The 19,001-nt window shown below is 35.1% G+C and carries 18 protein-coding genes; 17 read left to right on the plus strand and 1 reads right to left on the minus strand.

Annotated elements, in window-relative coordinates; translation table 11 throughout:
- Window position 1: 1 nt before the first annotated feature.
- On the minus strand, window positions 2-3,130 hold the full coding sequence (locus ACZ1AQ_RS03175; RefSeq protein WP_489631499.1) for a PAS domain S-box protein: 3,129 nt from the start codon (window positions 3,128-3,130) through the stop codon (window positions 2-4).
- Window positions 3,131-3,577: 447 nt separating this feature from the next.
- Between ACZ1AQ_RS03175 and ACZ1AQ_RS03180 the strand changes: the two genes are divergently transcribed.
- The 17 genes from ACZ1AQ_RS03180 (at window position 3,578) to ACZ1AQ_RS03260 (ending at window position 18,993) form a co-directional block, all read left to right on the plus strand.
- Window positions 3,578-4,033 carry a MarR family winged helix-turn-helix transcriptional regulator gene (locus ACZ1AQ_RS03180; protein WP_489631500.1) on the plus strand — a complete coding sequence of 152 codons (456 nt, stop codon included), beginning with the start codon at window positions 3,578-3,580 and terminating at the stop codon, window positions 4,031-4,033.
- Between the two features lie 12 nt (window positions 4,034-4,045).
- Window positions 4,046-4,678, plus strand: a complete 633-nt coding sequence (locus ACZ1AQ_RS03185) for an NAD(P)H-dependent oxidoreductase (RefSeq protein WP_489631501.1) — start codon at window positions 4,046-4,048, stop codon at window positions 4,676-4,678.
- A 38-nt stretch (window positions 4,679-4,716) separates the two neighbouring features.
- Window positions 4,717-5,280, plus strand: a complete 564-nt coding sequence (locus tag ACZ1AQ_RS03190) for a YceI family protein (RefSeq protein ID WP_489631502.1) — start codon at window positions 4,717-4,719, stop codon at window positions 5,278-5,280.
- A 268-nt stretch (window positions 5,281-5,548) separates the two neighbouring features.
- A complete protein-coding gene (locus ACZ1AQ_RS03195; protein WP_489631503.1) occupies window positions 5,549-6,829 on the plus strand; it encodes a hypothetical protein in 1,281 nt (426 codons plus the stop codon).
- Window positions 6,830-7,092: 263 nt separating this feature from the next.
- Window positions 7,093-8,382: a hypothetical protein gene (locus ACZ1AQ_RS03200; protein WP_489631504.1), complete on the plus strand. Its 1,290-nt coding sequence runs from the start codon at window positions 7,093-7,095 to the stop codon at window positions 8,380-8,382.
- Between the two features lie 298 nt (window positions 8,383-8,680).
- On the plus strand, window positions 8,681-10,081 hold the full coding sequence (locus ACZ1AQ_RS03205; RefSeq protein ID WP_489631505.1) for an anthranilate synthase component I family protein: 1,401 nt from the start codon (window positions 8,681-8,683) through the stop codon (window positions 10,079-10,081).
- Between the two features lie 78 nt (window positions 10,082-10,159).
- Window positions 10,160-10,774: an anthranilate synthase component II gene (locus ACZ1AQ_RS03210; RefSeq protein ID WP_489631506.1), complete on the plus strand. Its 615-nt coding sequence runs from the start codon at window positions 10,160-10,162 to the stop codon at window positions 10,772-10,774.
- Between the two features lie 87 nt (window positions 10,775-10,861).
- A complete protein-coding gene (gene trpD, locus ACZ1AQ_RS03215; protein WP_489631507.1) occupies window positions 10,862-11,854 on the plus strand; it encodes an anthranilate phosphoribosyltransferase in 993 nt (330 codons plus the stop codon).
- A gap of 87 nt (window positions 11,855-11,941) precedes the next feature.
- Window positions 11,942-12,727, plus strand: coding sequence for an indole-3-glycerol phosphate synthase TrpC (trpC, locus tag ACZ1AQ_RS03220; protein ID WP_489631508.1), 786 nt, complete (start codon window positions 11,942-11,944; stop codon window positions 12,725-12,727).
- Window positions 12,728-12,839: 112 nt separating this feature from the next.
- Window positions 12,840-13,460 (plus strand): phosphoribosylanthranilate isomerase, encoded by a 621-nt coding sequence (locus ACZ1AQ_RS03225; RefSeq protein ID WP_489631736.1) that lies wholly within the window; start codon window positions 12,840-12,842, stop codon window positions 13,458-13,460.
- A gap of 4 nt (window positions 13,461-13,464) precedes the next feature.
- Window positions 13,465-14,646: a tryptophan synthase subunit beta gene (gene trpB, locus ACZ1AQ_RS03230; protein WP_489631509.1), complete on the plus strand. Its 1,182-nt coding sequence runs from the start codon at window positions 13,465-13,467 to the stop codon at window positions 14,644-14,646.
- 138 nt (window positions 14,647-14,784) lie between these two features.
- A complete protein-coding gene (locus ACZ1AQ_RS03235; RefSeq protein ID WP_489631510.1) occupies window positions 14,785-15,105 on the plus strand; it encodes a gamma-glutamylcyclotransferase family protein in 321 nt (106 codons plus the stop codon).
- Window positions 15,106-15,259: 154 nt separating this feature from the next.
- Window positions 15,260-16,021 carry a tryptophan synthase subunit alpha gene (gene trpA / locus ACZ1AQ_RS03240; RefSeq protein WP_489631511.1) on the plus strand — a complete coding sequence of 254 codons (762 nt, stop codon included), beginning with the start codon at window positions 15,260-15,262 and terminating at the stop codon, window positions 16,019-16,021.
- 12 nt (window positions 16,022-16,033) lie between these two features.
- On the plus strand, window positions 16,034-16,486 hold the full coding sequence (locus ACZ1AQ_RS03245; protein WP_438059623.1) for a GNAT family N-acetyltransferase: 453 nt from the start codon (window positions 16,034-16,036) through the stop codon (window positions 16,484-16,486).
- The gene (locus ACZ1AQ_RS03250; RefSeq protein ID WP_489631512.1) at window positions 16,480-16,953 is read left to right on the plus strand and encodes a GyrI-like domain-containing protein; all 474 of its coding nucleotides are present in this window, start codon (window positions 16,480-16,482) and stop codon (window positions 16,951-16,953) included. Before ACZ1AQ_RS03245 ends, ACZ1AQ_RS03250 begins: the two co-directional genes overlap by 7 nt.
- Before the next feature lie 98 nt (window positions 16,954-17,051).
- Window positions 17,052-17,678 carry a TetR family transcriptional regulator gene (locus tag ACZ1AQ_RS03255; protein WP_489631513.1) on the plus strand — a complete coding sequence of 209 codons (627 nt, stop codon included), beginning with the start codon at window positions 17,052-17,054 and terminating at the stop codon, window positions 17,676-17,678.
- Window positions 17,668-18,993, plus strand: coding sequence for a TolC family protein (locus ACZ1AQ_RS03260; RefSeq protein WP_489631514.1), 1,326 nt, complete (start codon window positions 17,668-17,670; stop codon window positions 18,991-18,993). The genes ACZ1AQ_RS03255 and ACZ1AQ_RS03260 overlap by 11 nt, the downstream gene beginning before the upstream one ends.
- Window positions 18,994-19,001 lie beyond the last annotated feature (8 nt).

Consider the following 19,001-nt stretch of genomic DNA (forward strand, 5'->3'; position numbering starts at 1 on the left):
ATCAGTCTTTAATCAAGACCCATTTTTGAATCATCTCCTGTAAATCTTTGGCAAGAATAGGTTTTGACAAATAATCGTTCATTCCGTATTCTAAACATTTTTCTCTTTCCCCATTCAGTATTCCTGCGGTAAGAGCGATAATTGGAACATTTTGATATTTCGAAATTTTTCTGATTTCAGAGGCCGCTTCGTACCCATTCATAATTGGCATTTGAATATCCATTAAAATAAGATCAAATCCTTGATTATTTCTAATAATTGCTATCGCTTCTTCTCCGTTTTTCGCTTCAATAATTTCTGCATTGGGAACAATTCTTTTGATTAGAGTAACAGCCAAAAAACGGTTTACTGAGTTGTCTTCGACAATCAAGACACTTAGATTGTCACCATTCAATTCTTGCTGCATTTCTACTTCAATTGTTTTTTCCTTAGTTTTCATTTTTAGTGAATTGATTTTTTCAAAGATAATAGAAAAATAGAAATCACTACCTTCACCTTGTTGGCTTTTCAGATGTAATTCACTCTTCATTAAACCTAGTAATTGATTTGAAATGGTCAATCCCAAACCTGTTCCTCCAAATTGTCGAGAAGTTGTGGCATCTTCCTGTACAAAAGATTGAAATATTTTTTCTTGATTTTTTCGCTTAATACCAATTCCGGTATCTTTTACCGAGAACTGGATAGTGTAGAATTGTTTTTGAACTTCCAAGACTTTCAAATCCACATTAATCTGACCAAATGAAGTAAATTTTAATGCATTATTGATTAAGTTAACTAACACTTGTTTAAGCCGTAAAGAGTCTGCCAAAATATATCTCGGCACATCCTCTTGAAAAGTAAGGTTTAGTTCAATTTGTTTTTGCTGTGCTTGAAATTTGAACAAATGAACGGTTTGATGTACTAATTCATATAAATCTACTTCTTCGATATTCAATTCTAATTTTCCCGATTCAATTTTAGAAAAATCCAAAATATTATTGATAATTCCCATTAAGGTAATGGCAGATTCATGAATCGTGTCCATGTATTCCATCTGGTTTTTATCAAGATAAGTCGCTGACAGCAAATCCGAAAAACCAATAATCCCATTTAAAGGTGTTCGGATTTCATGACTCATATTTGCAAGAAATTCTGTTTTGGCTTTATTGGCTTCCTCGGCTTTTTCTTTAGCTTTGGTCAATTCTATTTCTAATATCTTTCGTTCTGTCACATCTCGAATAGTCCCTACTAATACAGAAGGTTTACCCTCTTGATCAAATTTCAAAGAACCATTTCCGTGTAACCAACGTACCTGACCATCATTGGCTCTAATAATTTTATATTCTTTATTAAAGGGCTGCTTTTCACCTAAGACTTCTTTGGTAATATACTCTACCATAATCCCTTTATGATCTGGATGTACTAAGGAAAGCCATGCATACGAATTAAAATCATCTGATGATGAGATACCAAAAATAACATCCAAAAGTTTAGACCGAGTCCAAACATCCGTATTCAAATTGATGCTAAAGGTACCTATATTCGCGATTCGCTGGGTTTCAAGTAAAAATTGTTCATTTTCAATCAATAAAGCTTCGGCCGCTTTACGCTCTGTAATGTCACGCAAAATAGTTAAAACGGTTCCGTCGTGCAGCAACTTAGAATTAAGCTCTACATAAAGAACTTTGTTTTCCTTCAGAATAATTTTACGTTCGGACTGTACCGACAATCCTTTATGCAATTTTTCAAACTGTAAGGGTTTTATCAAAATATCATCATTGGCAACAAAATCAAAAATTGATTTGGTTAGCAATTCTTCTTCCGTAAAACCGGAAACTTTGCAAGCATTTTCATTAACACTCACAATACGACCATCGATAGTCGAAATAACAATAGCGTCCAACATTTGCTTGACTAACACTCGATATCGTTCTTCACTTTCTTGAACTTCTTTTTCTATTTTTTTTCGATCCGTAATGTCTTTTACAAAACCTAAGTAAGAGGTTTCAGAGAGCTTTACTGCATCCAACGACCACCATCTCAAACTTCCATCTTTATGAATAAATTGTAAATCTACATTGCAGCTACCATAATTCTTTACTTGATACAAGGTTTGCAAACATCGCTCGGGTGATTCAGGGTCGGTAAAATCAGTTGTAGACATGTCGAGTAATTCTTCTTTGGAAAATCCAGTTATTTTACTAGCAGATGGATTCACTTCCAAAAAACGTCCTTTTTCGTCGGCTACAAAAATACCATCTGGAGCATTTTCAATATAGCTCCTAAACTTACTATTGCTTTTCTCTTCTAAAGCTTTGATTTGGTTTTCTTTTTCAGCCTCTTGTCTTACTTTTAAGAGTAATTCTACTTCTTTTTTTTGGGTAATATCTTGTGCAACTCCTTTTAAACCAATAACCTTTTTTTTATCGTCTATTATTGGAATTGCTGTTGCGTAAAGCCATTTCTTACAATTATTTGGAAAATGAATTTGATGTTCGATTTCATAGGGAATTTGGGTTTTTACTATCCCGTCTAATTTACTATTTAATAGTTCCAAATCAGGAAGAGACAAATGCGATAAATAATCGGCATACAAATCATTTGTATTTTTATCGATTTCAAAAATGGCATACAATTCGTCAGACCAAATCAACTCTTCCGTGTCAAAATAAAAAACCCAACTTCCTGTTTTGGTTAACTTTTGACCATCATTAAGCAATAACTTACTAGCTAAACATTCTTGCTTAGTAATCTGAAATTCATTTACATCAAATGCATAAGCATGAAACAAATTAGAGGGCACATCAAACCAAAATCGCCATTGATAAAAAAAAGAATGTGCTGAGCTATCTAATACCTTAACAACAATCGTAGTAATACGTCCTGATTCTTTTGCTGTTTGAATACAAATTCTGGTGGCTTCAGTATCCGATGGAGCTATAATCTGTAGAAAAGAAGATTCTTCTAAATAATTACTATCAAAACCTAACAAAGAAAAATTAGGACTTAAAGAAACAAACTTTCCCAAAAGATTGAAAGTACAGAATAAATCCGTGCTTTTTTTGACAAAAGAATCATAAGCACTGTAAAAAAGAAGTTCTTTTTTTAATCGCTCAATTTCTTCCTGTTGTTGCTTTGAATGAAAACTCATACTACTTTTTTTAAATAACTACCAGTGCAATTGTATGAATTAATCGTGAAAATTTAATTTTTATAAATATACAATTATTTTGATTTAAAAATAACAAAACGACATTATTAATCACAAAAAAATAACAATTATCCAAACAAAGGCCTTTTAAAAAATAAATAAAAGAATTCTTATCTTTTTTTAAAAAACTTTTATTAAACCTATAACTAAAAATAGTTTAACTAAAAAAACACAAAAGTACACTTGAAAAAAACACAACCAATTGTTCAATAAAAAACAGGAAACTCGAAAATCAGCTATTTATAACAAACTATTACACCATAATAAATTCTTTTGTGCACTTTACATTTAGAAATCAAATGCAAAATAAATGTTAAAAACACAACATTTGTATATACATATAAAAAAAGTGTTACATTTGTATCGACAAATAAAGTAATTACAAACATGAAAATAGAAGAAGTTTTAAAAAGCACTATCGATTACAACGAATCGACACGAGCCATTTTAAATGTCATGTATACTCAAATTGTTCTGTCCGAGAATTTCAATGAAATTTTAAAACCTCACGACATTTCTGGAGAGCAATACAATGTACTTCGAATTTTGAGAGGTCAAAAAGGAACACCAGCCAATATGTGTGTGATTCAAGAGCGTATGTTAGCCAAAACAAGCAACACTACGCGATTAGTTGACAAGTTATTATTAAAAGAACTAGTAACTCGAAATGTTTGCCCTGACAACAGAAGAAAAATAGAAGTACTAATTACCGAAAAAGGTTTGCTACTGTTAAAAGAATTGGAACCTCAGATAAAAGAACATGAAGAATCTTTTGCCAACAACTTAACCATTGAAGAATTACAACAACTCAATTACTTATTAGAAAAATACAGAACTAAATAAATTAAATACATTATGAGTACATTTTTAAACCATCAAAATTGGAGATATGCTACCAAAAAATATGATGCTAGCAAAAAAATATCAAACGAAGATTTAAACACCCTGAAAGAAGCTATCCGCTTGAGTTCATCTTCTTACGGTTTACAATTATACAAAGTTTTTATTGTAGATAATCCAGAATTAAGAGCGCAATTACAGCCTGCAGCTTGGGGACAAAGTCAAATAACCGAAGCTTCTCACCTATTCGTTTTTGCTAATCAAACAACTGTTGGCAACGAAGACATAGAAGGTTACCTAAAAAATGCAGAAAAAACCAGAAATTTACCAGAAGGAGCTTTGAATGGCTATGGGGACTTTATGAAAGGAAGTCTTCTTAATCTATCAGACGACGTGAAAAAAGTTTGGACTGCTAAACAAACCTATTTGGCATTAGCCAATTTGTTGAATGCTGCTGCTGAATTAAAAATTGACGCTACTCCTATGGAAGGATTTGATCCTGCACAGTTTAATACTATTTTAGGTTTAGACAAATTAAACTTAAACGCTGCTGTAATCGCAGCTGTGGGCTACCGTCACGAAGATGACGATACACAACACTACACAAAAGTTAGAAAATCTAGCGAAGATTTATTTATTACTTTATAACTTTACAACTCAAATATTAATCTAAAAACCAATTTAACATGAAAAATTTAAAATCAATTGCATTAGCATTTTTAGTAGTAGCATCAGTATCAGTATCTGCACAAACCAAAAAAATTGATGTAGCAGGAAGTACTATCGAATGGTTAGGAAAAAAAGTAACAGGACAACACAATGGTACTGTTAACTTCAAAGAAGGAGCTTTAGTATTCAAAGGAAAAGCTTTAAAAGGTGGCTCTTTCACTGTTGATATGAACTCATTAACAGCAACTGACTTACAAGGAGAATACCAAGGAAAATTAAATGGTCACTTAAAAGCAGATGACTTTTTTGGAACAGCAAAATTCCCTACTGCTACTTTAGTATTCAAAAAAATTGGTTCTAAATCTAAAGATGTTTACGCAGTAACCGCTGACTTAACAATCAAAGGAATTACTAAACCAGTTACTTTTGATATTACTGTAAACGGAAATACAGCTACTACAACTTTTAATGTAGATAGAACTAAATACGATATTAAATATGGTTCAAAATCATTCTTCGAAAGCATTGGTGACAAAGCCATCAATGACGAGTTCGAATTGAAAGTGACTTTGAAATTCTAAGACAAAATACACTTACTGTAAGAGAAACTCTCAACTAAGTTTGAACATGCCCCAAAAAGTTAAACACTATTTGGGGCTTTTTTTTAATACAAAAAACAACCAATTTCTAGTTACCAAATAATTACTAAACTGTAAAATATAAACCAAATCCACTACTTTTAGTAATACAATCTTAACATAAATTCACAAATACCTTTAAAGACCACTACTACTTTTGATTAGTCAAAACAACAAAACATTAATAGACGTAGTTTAAACAAAAGTAAAAATGAAACAAAAAGTAGTACTTATCATTTTTGTCTTGAGCTTTTTATCTTCATCAGCTCAACAAGTAAAAGGAATTTATGGCGATACCAATTGGTTGCAAAATTGGACCAATTTCAAACCCGCTACAACTGAATATAAAGAACCCAATGCTATCTTATCTGGTGTAATTGATAAAGACACCAAACTTAGCAGCGACAACACCTATCGACTAGAAGGAACCGTATATGTTACCAATAATGCAATCTTAACCATAGAACCCGGAACAATAATTCGGGGTGACGAAATGACCTGTGGCACACTTGTAATTACCAAAGGAGCGAAAATCGTGGCCGAAGGAACCGAAAAAAATCCTATTGTATTTACTTCGAACAAAGTTACTACGGTCAGAAAACCCGGAGATTGGGGAGGAATCTTAGTCCTTGGAGATGCGCCTATCAACAAAGTTGGCATCAATGGACAAGCCTTATTGGATTTCAATTTAGATACTTCCAAATGTTCTTATGGTGGCCAAAATACTGAAAGTAATTCTGGTACATTAAAATACGTCCGAATTGAATATGCTGGAAGAAAACTAAATGCATTAAAAGAACTAAATGGATTGTCACTTGCTGGTGTAGGAAATAAAACAACTCTTAGTCACATTCAAATTAGTTACTCAAATGATGATTCATTTGAATGCTATGGTGGTGATGTAAAATTAGACCACTTAATATCTTATCGTACTACTGATGATGATTTTGATTTTACTCAAGGTGTACAAGCTAGCATTACAAATAGCATTGCTATCCGCCATCCATTTTCTTCGGATGCTGCAGGTTCAAGATGTTTTGAATTAGATTCGTATGACAAATTTGAAAACTACGACCCGAATAAAAAACTCAGCAACATACAAGCTAACAACATTACTTTAGTAAATATAGAAGAAAACAATCAGGGATTGGTAAGAGAATCTATTTACATAAAAGAAAAATGCTTCTTCTCTTTAAAAAATAGCATTGTTTCTGGTTTTGCTCCATTCTTATTAATGGAAGGCAAAATCGGATTAAACCCAGACAATTTAGCCAAAATAGCTTTAAAGGATATTATTGTAAACAATTGCAAAGGTTCAATTCTAAGCGAGGAAACGAGTCATAATGACAAACTAAAATATTGGCCAGATCCATCTGCAATGGGTATCGAATTTACTTCTATTGCAATTGCTGACTTATTCAAATCTTCTCAAATCAAAAACAATCCCGATTTCAGAAAAAAAGAAAGTACAATAGTAGTTAGTACCAATTAATTAGGTTTAAAACCAAAAAATTTCATCACGTTTTGCCAGAACACATCGATTTTAATCAAAAAAAACCAATCCTAATCTGATTGGTTTTTTTTCATTTTTACCACAAAATAATTTCTTTCTTTAATAAAAAAAGGGAGTATTGTTCTAAAATCAACATTTTTTCGCTTTAAAGTGTTAAGTTTTCTTTATTATTGTTTTATTTTATTACTTTAGTTTTTAAGTTTACCAAAAACAAAGAAAAGCCCCACATTAAAACAATAAATATGAAACAAAAAACTTTACTAATTATTTGCATCGCGTGTAGTTTATCTTTATTTGCACAAAAAGGAAATGGTATTAATGGCGACTCCAATTGGATGAATAATTGGACTAACTTTAAACCTGCAACAGCCGAATATCCTGAAGCTAATGAGGTTTTACCTGATATTATCAATAAAGACACTAAGCTAGTAAGTACAAAAACGTATCAACTAAACAATAGAGTTTATGTAACAAATAATGCAACCCTAACTATTGAGCCAGGAACTATCATAAGAGGAGGTGTAGGTGACATTGATTATTGTGGTACCTTAATTATCACCAAAGGAGCAAAACTTATTGCTGAAGGTACCGAAAAAGCTCCTATTATTTTTACTTCTGATAAGGCAGCTACAGTAAGAAAACCAGGAAACTGGGGTGGAATTATCATTTTGGGTAATGCTCCAGTAAATAAAATTGACAAAGACAACAAACATGTAATGACTGATTTCAATCTAGATCTTGCCCAAGCTACTTATGGGGGAGATAAACCAGATGATTATTCAGGTGTTTTGAAATATGTTCGTATAGAATATGCTGGTAAAAAGATAAATGGATCAAAAGAAATCAATGCCTTGATATTGGGAGGTGTTGGTAAAAAAACAATCATAGATCATGTACAAGTAAGTTACTCAAACGGTGATGCATTTCATTTAGCGGGCGGTGATGTCACTATGAAAAATTTAATTTCTTTCCGTTGTGATGATGATGACTTTGATTTCTCTGAGGGAGTTCAAGCAAACTTAAGCAATAGCATTGCCATTCGTCATCCATTCTCTTCAGGGTCTGGAAACTCAAGATGCTTTGAAATTGATTCTTATGATAAACCTGAAAACGCAGATTTAACTAAAAAACTTACAAATGTAAAAGCCAGCAACATTACTTTTGTAAATATCGAAGAAAACAATCAAGGATTAGTGCGTGAAGCGATTTACTTAAAAGAGAACTGTAACTTATCATTCACTAGCAGTGTAGTTTCAGGATTTGCTCCATTTTTACTATTAGGCGAAAAAATAACCTTGTCTCCAGAAAATTTTTCAAAGATTGAGTTAAAAAATATCACTCTTAACCGTTGTAAAGAAAACCTAGTTAGTGAAGAACAAAGCTTTAATGGTAAACTAAAGTATTGGCCAGATCCAGCATCAATGTTTGACATAACCACTACTCCAATCACAGATTTTTTTACTTCTATTGATTTAAAAAATAATCCTGATTTTAGAAAAAAAGAAAGCCCAATGCTAGTAAATAACCGCTAATAATCAAAAGCAAAGTGTTTTGAATATAACAAAAAAAAGCAAAAGAATTATTTTATTTTCTTCTTTTACTTTTGATTAGTTCAATTTCATTTATATATTTGCTCAACGAAAAACAAAAAAAATGAGAACAATTACAAACAATACTTGGTGGTGGAATACTTTACGTCAAACGTCGTGAACAAAGCTCCTATAGTATTATTTGAACAATTATAATAAAAAGGCTTGTCATTCACGACAAGCCTTTTTTTTTTACAATTATTTTTTAAAACTAAAAACAGCTCAAACTAACTATAATAAAATGAACACTTATTTATTAAATACACATTACAAACAAATCCTTGCCGATACGATTACACCGGTGAGTGTTTATCTAAAAATTCGAGATAAATACCCAAATAGTTTATTGCTAGAAAGTAGTGACTATCACGGAAACGACAACAGTTTCTCCTACATATGCTGTCAACCTATTGCATCCATAAAAATAGAAAACGAAATCATTACTAAGCAGTATCCAGATGGCACCGCAGAAACAATTCGTATTGATGTCTCAACAAATATCCCAGCAATCATTCAATCTTTTTCGAATCAATTTCAATCACAAAAAAATGATTTCAAGTTCATTAACAATGGATTGTTTGGCTACATTGCTTATGATGCTGTCCGCTATTTCGAAAAAGTAACCATCACGAAGAAAGAAAACAGCACGACTATCCCAGATGTATATTATGCGGTGTATCAAAACATCATTGCTATCAACCATTTCAAGAACGAAGCCTATATTTTTAGCCATAGCTTGGATGGAAAAAACAATATCGCTGAAATCGAACAACTCCTGCAATCTCGAAATATAGCAACCTATAAATTCACAAAAGAAGGCGAAGGTTTTTCTAACCTTACAGATGAAGAATTCAAACACAATGTAGCATTAGCCAAAAAACACTGTTTCCGTGGCGATGTGTTCCAATTGGTCTTGTCAAGACGTTTTACACAAGGTTTCAAAGGAGATGAATTTAATGTGTATCGCGCTTTGCGAAGCATTAACCCTTCCCCTTATTTATTCTTTTTTGACTATGGTGATTTCAAATTATTTGGTTCTTCACCCGAAGCACAAATTATCGTAAAAAACAGAAAAGCCGAAATTCATCCTATAGCCGGAACTTTCAAACGAACTGGCGATGACGAGAAGGATGCTGTTTTGGCCAAAGCCCTTTCGGAAGACAAAAAAGAGAATAGCGAACATGTGATGTTAGTCGATTTGGCCAGAAATGATTTGAGCCGCAACGGACATGACGTTCAAGTAGAAAAATACCGAGAAGTTCAGTTTTTCTCCCATGTTATCCATTTAGTATCTAAAGTAACAGGCCATTTACACGAAAAAGCCTTAACGCTACAAGTGGTCGCAGACACCTTCCCTGCCGGAACCTTGAGTGGGGCTCCAAAACATAGAGCCATGCAATTGATTGAAGAGTATGAAAAAACCAATCGTGCTTTTTATGGAGGTGCCATAGGTTTTATGGATTTTGAAGGCAATTTTAATCACGCCATTATGATTCGAACCTTCTTGAGCAAAAACCATCAATTGCATTCGCAAGCAGGTGCAGGCATCGTTTCCAACTCAGATGAAGAAAGCGAAATGCAAGAAGTATATAACAAACTTAGAGCCTTAAATACCGCATTGGATTTGGCAGAAACGATATAAGCCCCCTAACCCCCAAAGGGGGAACTTCGCTGAGCGGAGGTAGTTAAAAACAAATGGAAATTAAAAAAATATTTAAAAATGAACAACGACAATATATCAGCTCCAACAACTCCCCCTTCTGGGGGCAGGAGGGCCATTCTAGTCATAGACAATTACGATAGCTTCACTTACAACTTAGTACATTATTTAGAAGATTTAGATTGTGAAGTAACGGTGTACCGAAACGATGAATTTGATTTGGATGAAATCGCTCATTTCGACAAAATTTTATTATCGCCAGGACCTGGTATCCCTGACGAAGCGGGTTTACTCAAAGCAGTGATTCAAAAATACGGTCCCACCAAAAGCATTTTTGGGGTATGTCTTGGACAACAAGCCATTGGAGAAGTCTACGGCGGTACTTTGTCCAATTTAGATAAAGTATACCACGGAGTAGCCACAACAGTAAAAACGATTGTAAATGACGAACTCCTTTTTGATGGATTGGAACCAACATTCGAAGTGGGGCGCTACCACTCTTGGGTGGTCGATACAAATGTACCCGATGTTTTAGAAATTACATCCATAGACGAAAACGGCCAAGTGATGTCTTTGCGTCATAAAACCTATGATGTTCGCGGCGTACAATTTCACCCCGAAAGTGTATTGACTCCTAACGGAAAAAAAATGTTAGAGAATTGGGTAAAAAATTAGTGCTCAGTTTTCAGTATTGAGTAAACAGTCCTTTTAGAAAACAAAACTAAGAATCTTAGTTATTTACAAACTTAGTATTTCATAAAAATGAAAAACATATTAAACAGACTCATCAATCACGAAATGCTGTCTAAAGAAGAAGCAAAAAATGTATTGATTAATATATCCAACGGAAGTTATAATCCTAGTCAAATTGCCTCTTTTTTGACCGTTTATATGATGCGTAGCATTAGTATAGACGAGTTAGCTGGTTTCAGAGAAGCATTATTGGATTTGTGTATTAAAGTAGATTTATCCGCGTACAATGCCATTGATTTATGTGGTACAGGCGGCGATGGAAAAGATACCTTTAACATCTCCACTTTGGCTTCCTTTGTTGCGGCGGGTGCAGGAATAAAAGTAGCCAAACACGGTAATTACGGCGTGTCTTCTATTTCTGGTTCCAGTAATGTACTCGAAAAAATGGGCGTGCAATTTAGTAACGACGCCTCTTTTTTAGAAAAATGTATTGACCAAGCAGGTATTTGCGTCTTGCACGCACCTCTTTTTCACCCGGCGATGAAAAATGTAGGACCAATACGAAAAGAATTGGCGGTAAAAACCTTTTTCAATATGTTGGGACCAATGGTCAATCCTTCTTTTCCTAAAAATCAATTGGTTGGGGTTTTCAACTTGGAATTAGCCCGAATGTATGGCTATTTGTATCAAAACACCGAGGTGAATTTTACTATCCTTCACGCACTCGATGGCTATGATGAGATTTCATTGACGTGCCCTACTAAAACAATTACCAAAACAATGGAAGGTATGTTACATCCAAGCGATTTTGGTGTATCCCTTTTATCTCAAAACGAAATCGAGGGTGGAAAAACCATCGAAGAATCAGCTGCTATGTTCCATACTATTCTTTCAGGAAAAGGAACAGAAGCCCAAAATAATGTGGTTTGTGCCAATGCTGCTATGGCCATTGCAACCGTTACCCAATGCACTCCTTTAGAAGGATTTCAAATAGCGAAAGAAAGTTTGCTATCTGGCAAAGGCTTGGTAGCTTTGAACAAACTAAAAGAGTTAAGTAAATAAAAATAGTTTAAAAGTTTAAGGTTTAAAGTGGTTGAAATAGTCCACAACTTTAAACCATAAACAAAGAAAGCTTTAAACAAAAAATTAATGAACATCCTAGATAAAATCATCATCGATAAAAAAAGAGAAGTCCTTCTCAAGAAATCCATTATTCCAGTTTCGCAATTGGAAGCCTCGGTGTTTTTTGAAAAACAGACGATTTCCCTTAGCCAAAAATTAAAAGAAAGTCCTTCTGGAATTATTGCCGAACACAAACGTCGTTCCCCTTCCAAATCCATCATCAACAATAATTTTACAGTTGAAGAAGTAGTAAAAGGCTACGAAAATGCAGGTGCTTGCGGAATTTCAGTACTAACCGACGGTAAATATTTCGGGGGTTCGCTAGACGATTTACTCTTGGCTAGAGCCTCGGTAAATATTCCTTTATTACGCAAAGAATTCATTGTAGACGAATACCAAATCCTAGAAGCCAAAGCCCACGGAGCCGATTTAATCCTACTCATCGCCGCAGTTTTAACGCGTGAAGAAATTCAATCGTTATCCCAATTTACTAAAAGTTTAGGACTAGAAGTTTTGCTTGAAGTGCATAATTTAGAAGAATTAGAAAAATCGATTATGCCCACACTGGATATGATTGGAGTAAACAATCGCAACCTCAAAACCTTCGAAGTGAGTTTGGATTTTAGCAAAGAATTAGCCTCCAAAATTCCAAATGATTTTGTCAAAGTATCCGAAAGTGGCATTTCGACTGTTGAGGCCATTAAAGAATTAAAACCCTACGGATACCAAGGCTTTTTGATTGGAGAAAACTTTATGAAAACAGATAACGCAGGCGAAGCTGCCACTGATTTTATAAAGAAAATAGCCCCCTAACCCCCGAAGGGGGAGCAAACCAATAAGTTACTAGCAACTAACCACTATTGTTATGAAACCAAAAACAAATCAGCATTCAACATCCGCACAAGAACTCCCCGCCGAGGCGGGGATGGGGGGCTTTGGCCTTAAAATCTGCGGTATGAAATACCCTGATAACATACTCGAAGTAGCAGCCCTCCTACCCGATTATATGGGATTTATCTTTTGGGAAAAGTCGGCTCGTTATTTTGAAGGACCGTTGCCTGAGTTACCCAAATCTATCAAAAAAGTGGGAGTTTTTGTCAACGAAAAAAATGACATCATCCTAGACAAAGTAGCCCAATACGATTTACAAGCCGTACAGTTGCATGGACAAGAATCGGTAGCTTATTGTTTGGAATTGAAAAATAAATTAAGGACTAATATCGAAATCATCAAAGTATTCTCAGCAGATGAAACTTTTGATTTTAGCGTATTGAAACCCTACGAGCCTGTTTGCGATTTCTTTCTTTTTGACACCAAGGGCAAATTACCTGGAGGCAACGGAACCACTTTTGATTGGACCATTTTACAAAACTATCCTTCCTCAAAACCTTTTTTCCTAAGTGGAGGTATCGGGATTGACGAAATCGCAGCAGTAAACGAAATCTTGAACACCCATTTACCCCTTTACGCCATAGACGTAAATAGTAAATTTGAAATAGAACTTGGATTAAAAAACATTTCTCTTTTGGAGAAAATAAAAAAATAAAAAAATGTCATACCACGTAAACGAAAAAGGCTATTATGGTCAGTTTGGAGGAGCCTACATTCCAGAAATGTTATATCCTAACGTAGAAGAATTGCGCCAAAACTATTTGGACATTACCACTACACCCGATTTTAAAGAAGAATTCAACCAACTATTAAAAGATTATGTGGGGCGTCCAAGCCCATTGTATTTTGCGAAGCGATTATCTGAAAAATATAATACCAAAGTCTACTTAAAAAGAGAAGACCTCAACCATACGGGCGCACACAAAATCAACAACACGATTGGACAAATTTTAGTGGCCAAAAAATTAGGCAAAAAACGCATTATCGCCGAAACAGGTGCGGGTCAGCACGGTGTGGCTACCGCTACCGTTTGCGCCTTAATGGGATTAGAATGCATAGTGTATATGGGCGAAATCGACATTGCTCGTCAAGCACCTAACGTGGCTCGAATGAAAATGTTGGGCGCTACCGTACGTCCAGCCTTATCAGGCTCTCGTACCCTCAAAGACGCAACCAACGAAGCCATCCGCGATTGGATTAACAATCCCGTAGACACGCATTACATCATTGGTTCCGCCATTGGTCCGCACCCTTATCCTGATATGGTTACCCGTTTTCAGAGTGTCATTTCCGAGGAAATCAAATGGCAATTGAACGAAAAAGAAGGTCGCGAAAATCCAGACTATGTCGTTGCTTGTATTGGTGGCGGAAGCAATGCTGCTGGAACATTTTACCATTTCTTAGACCAAGATGAAGTGGGTATTATTGCCGTAGAAGCTGCTGGAAAAGGCGTCGATTCAGGGCATAGTGCCGCCACGAGTAAACTAGGAAAAATGGGAATCATTCACGGTTGCAAAACCCTGTTGATGCAAACCCCAGATGGTCAAATTACGGAGCCCTACTCAATCTCGGCTGGCCTAGATTATCCGGGTGTGGGACCTATGCACGCCCATTTGGCTGAATCTGGTCGTGCCGAATTCTATTCCGTTACCGATGATGATGCGATGGAGTTTGGACTCGAATTGTGTAAATTAGAAGGTATCATTCCCGCCATCGAAACCTCGCACGCCTTGGCTATTTTCAAACAAAAACAATTCAAACCCTCAGATATTGTCGTGATTAGCCTTTCAGGACGAGGAGATAAAGATTTAAATACGTATATTGACTACTTTAAATTGTAGTAGGGCGTTTTCGCCGTGGCGAACCGGGCTGTACGCTATATCTCTAGGGGCGAACCCCGCCCCTAGAGGATGCCGCTCCCATCCCTAACGCAAACCCTGCAGCACCACAAATGAAGTAGTCATTAACACCAAAGCACTATGCAAAAATTATTTACATACGGAACATTACAGCATCCTGAGGTGCAAGAAGACCTTTTTGGTAGAACACTCAAAGGAACCCCAGAAACGCTTTTGGGCTATCGTGTCAGAGAAATTCAAATCGAAGAAGAATTTGGTCTGATCAACTACCCCATCATCGTCGAAACTGAAAATCCTGAAGATACCATTCAAGGCATTGTATATGACGTGACGACCAATGATCTTCGCCAAGCCGACCTCTACGAAGGAAAGCATTATAAACGTGTAGAAGTAGTTTTGCAATCCAACCAAAAAGCTTGGGCTTATAGTTTGGTGATGTAAAAAAAACAACCAAAAATTAGTGAATTTTAATTCATCACGTAAAAAAATAATTTGCGAATCTGCGGTAAATATAATTTTAAACTTAACAAAAAAGTCTCGTTTGCATTAGATTTGAGACCAAAAAACATAGAATTTCAGATAGAAAGAATAAATTATGAACCGAATCAATCAAAAATTACAAGAAGATAAAAAAATAGTGTCCATCTATTTTTCTGCGGGCTATCCAAACCTGAATGATACCGTACAAATCATTCAAGATTTAGAAAAAAATGGCGTCGACATGATTGAAATCGGATTGCCTTTTAGCGATCCTTTGGCCGATGGTCCTACCATTCAGGCGAGTTCCACTCAAGCCTTGCACAACGGAATGACCACTCAAGTATTGTTTGACCAACTAAAAGACATCCGAAAAACAGTAAGTATTCCACTAGTGATTATGGGGTATTTTAATCCGATGCTACAGTATGGTGTAGAGCCATTTTGTGCAAAATGTGCAGAAATTGGAATCGACGGATTGATTATTCCTGATTTACCTGTAGATGTCTATGCCGAAGAATACAAAACTATTTTTGAAAAATACGGCTTAAAAAACATCTTTTTAATTACGCCACAAACTTCAGACGAACGCATCCATTTTATCGATAGTGTTTCGGATGGTTTTATTTATATGGTAAGCTCGGCTAGTGTAACAGGCTCCAGTGCAGGATTTGGAAACACACAAGAAGCGTATTTCCAACGCATCGCTCAAATGAATTTGAAAAATCCTCAAGTTATAGGCTTCGGAATCAACAATGCCGAAACGTTCCAACAAGCTACTCAATTTGCCAAAGGAGCCATCATTGGAAGCGCTTTCATTACTTATTTAAAAGAAAATGGAACTGCCAATATCAAAGCATTCGTGGAATCCATTCGATAACTAGTCATCAAAATGCTACTAAAAAGAACCACATCCAACGATTCTGATTTTCAAAAACTAGTCCTGCTTTTGGATCAATTTCTGCGATCTAAAGACGATGAAGATCACGATTTTTATGCACAACATAACAAAACCGACCATATAAAGCATGTAGTCGTAGCTTATTATGAAGATGAAGCCATAGGCTGTGGTGCTTTTAAAGCATTTGACGAAAAAAGTGTTGAAATCAAGCGAATGTTTGTAGTAGCATCTTTCCGAGGCAAACAAGTAGCCCATCAAATTATAGCAGAACTTGAGCAATGGGCCAACGAACTGCAATACAACAGTTATGTACTTGAAACCGGCACTAACAATCCTGTAGCCATTGCATTATATCAAAAACTAGGGTATAAAATCATCCCTAATTATCCCCCTTATGACGACGTAGCTACAAGTGTTTGTCTAAAAAAAGAAAAGCAATGCTAAAGCCAACCCTTATTACTTTAACAGAAACCAAATTGGTTGGTAAAAAAAGAAGCATGTCGTTACTTGACAATCAAACGCAAGCCCTTTGGCAGGATTTTATGCTAAATCGAAAAGGCATTACCAACAGAATAGGCAACGATTTTTATTCGGTTCAAAACTACAGCAAAGATTATTTTGAAACTTTTAATCCTGCTAAGTCTTTTGAAAAATGGGCGGCTGTAGCGGTGAATGCTTTTGAAAAAATCCCTAAAGATATGGAGTCCTTTACCCTCCCCACTGGGCTTTATGCCGTTTTTGAGCATAAAGGAATGGACACAGCAATTTTTCAGCAAATTTTTACTGAGTGGCTACCCAACGCTCCCTATATTTTGGATCATCGACCTCATTTTGAACTATTGGGCGAAAATTACAAAAACGGAGATCCTAACTCCGAAGAACAAATATGGATTCCGATTCGCCAACAATAATTGATTGTTTTGATTTTGTTAATACTATGTTAAATAAAAATTAAACAATTGTTTAATTTAAACAGTTGTTTAATTTTGTTTAACAAAAAATCAAGGTATTGAAAACCGAGTTTACCGAAAAACAAATCCAAATACTTGAAGTAGCTGAAACTCTTTTTGCCGAAAAAGGATTTGATGGCACTTCCATTAGGGATATTTCTAAAGTAGCAAAAATCAATGTTGCTATGATATCCTATTACTTTGGTTCCAAAGAACGATTACTTCAATCCCTAATTGTGTATCGCACCTCAGATATCAAAAAACAGTTAGAAAGTTTAATCGAAGAAGAAATAGAACCTATTGAAAAGGTAAATAAATTGATTGAAATTTATATTAACCGTATCAATAACAACAAGGGAATCTATCGTATACTACATTTTGAACTCTCGTCAAAAAAAAGAGAACAAAACCTTATGGCGTTCAACGAATTTCGTAAGGGCAATCTCAAATACTTAGAATCCATTATTGAAGAAGGACAACGCAAAGGTGTTTTTAGAAAAGATATCATTATCCCATTAATAACACCAACGATTTTAGGTACTTTTTTTCATTTCCATATGAATAAAACCTACTTCGAAAATCTATTGAACTTGACTACAGAGACTTTGTACAATAATTATATCAAGACGAACTTGACAAAGCACATACAACAAACAATTAAAGCCCTTTTGATTTATGAAAATTAGCCCACTATTTGTCTTTGGGATTTTGTGTTGGGGAACTTCGACGGTAAGCGCTCAAGAAAAAACACATCTTAAGCTAGAAGATGCTGTACAATTGGCTTGGACCAAGAGTAACGAAATATCCCTTGCTACTTCAAAAGTAGCTACCAAAAAATACGAGCTACAAGCCAGCAAAAACAATCAATATCCTGATTTAAAACTCTCAGGTCAATACCAGCACCTAACTAGTGCCAAAATTGATATGAAATCCAGTTCTGGTGGAAGCGGACTTGCAGCTGGTCCTGTGGATCGTTTACTATTAGGACAAGTTACGGCCAGTGTTCCTGTTTTCGCAGGTTTCAAAATTCAAAATAATATTGCCTTGCACGACAATCTTTATTTAGCCGAAACTGCCAATGCGGTTCAATCTAAAGAAGAGATTGCGCTAAAAGTCGTTAATTATTATGCTAGTTTGTACAAAGCGCAAAAGACAATCGAAATTCTAAAAGAAAATCAAAAGCGTGCCAAACAACGTGTAGTTGATTTTATCGATTTAGAAAAAAACGGTATTATTCCACGTAATGATTTACTAAAATCACAATTGCAAGTTTCTAAAATACAATTGGCAATAGACGAAGCAACAAACAATTTGAATATAGTAAACTTTTATTTGGTCAACCTCCTTAAATTGGATACCAATACTCAAATTGAAATCAAAGAAAGTGATTTTGTCAATTTTCAAATGAACAATGTCCCTTCAGATGAGACTCCAGCATTGGAAAACAGAAAGGATTTAGAAGCCCTTCGTTTTCAATCAAAAGCCAGCCAATCGAATATCAAAATTGCTAGAAGTGCTTATTTCCCTTCAATAGCCATACTAGGAGGTTACACCGCACTTGAATTACACAATGTGGTTAGTGTACAAAACGCAATGAACATAGGTGTTGGCATTTCCTATGACTTTACTAGTTTACTCAAAAATAATGTTTTGGTTAAAGTTGCAGAAAGCAAGGCAATGGAAGTACAAAACGCTGAAGCTATTTTGACCGATTACATCAAAGTACAAGTACAAAAAGCCATAGAAGATTATCAATTGGCGATAAAACAAGACCTTGTTTATGCGGAAGCTATTGACCAAGCTTCTGAAAATTACCGAATTGTAAAAGACAAATACGATAATGGACTTTCTAACACCAACGATTTATTGGAAGCTGATGTAGACCAACTGACTGCCAAAATCAATAAAGCCCTAGGCAAAGCCAATATCATTCAAAAATATTACGAATTACTATCGGTAACCGGACAATTAACCACAACTTTCAACCCATCAAAAATATAAGTACCAGT

The sequence above is a fragment of the Flavobacterium sp. UM26 genome, assembly GCF_057922445.1.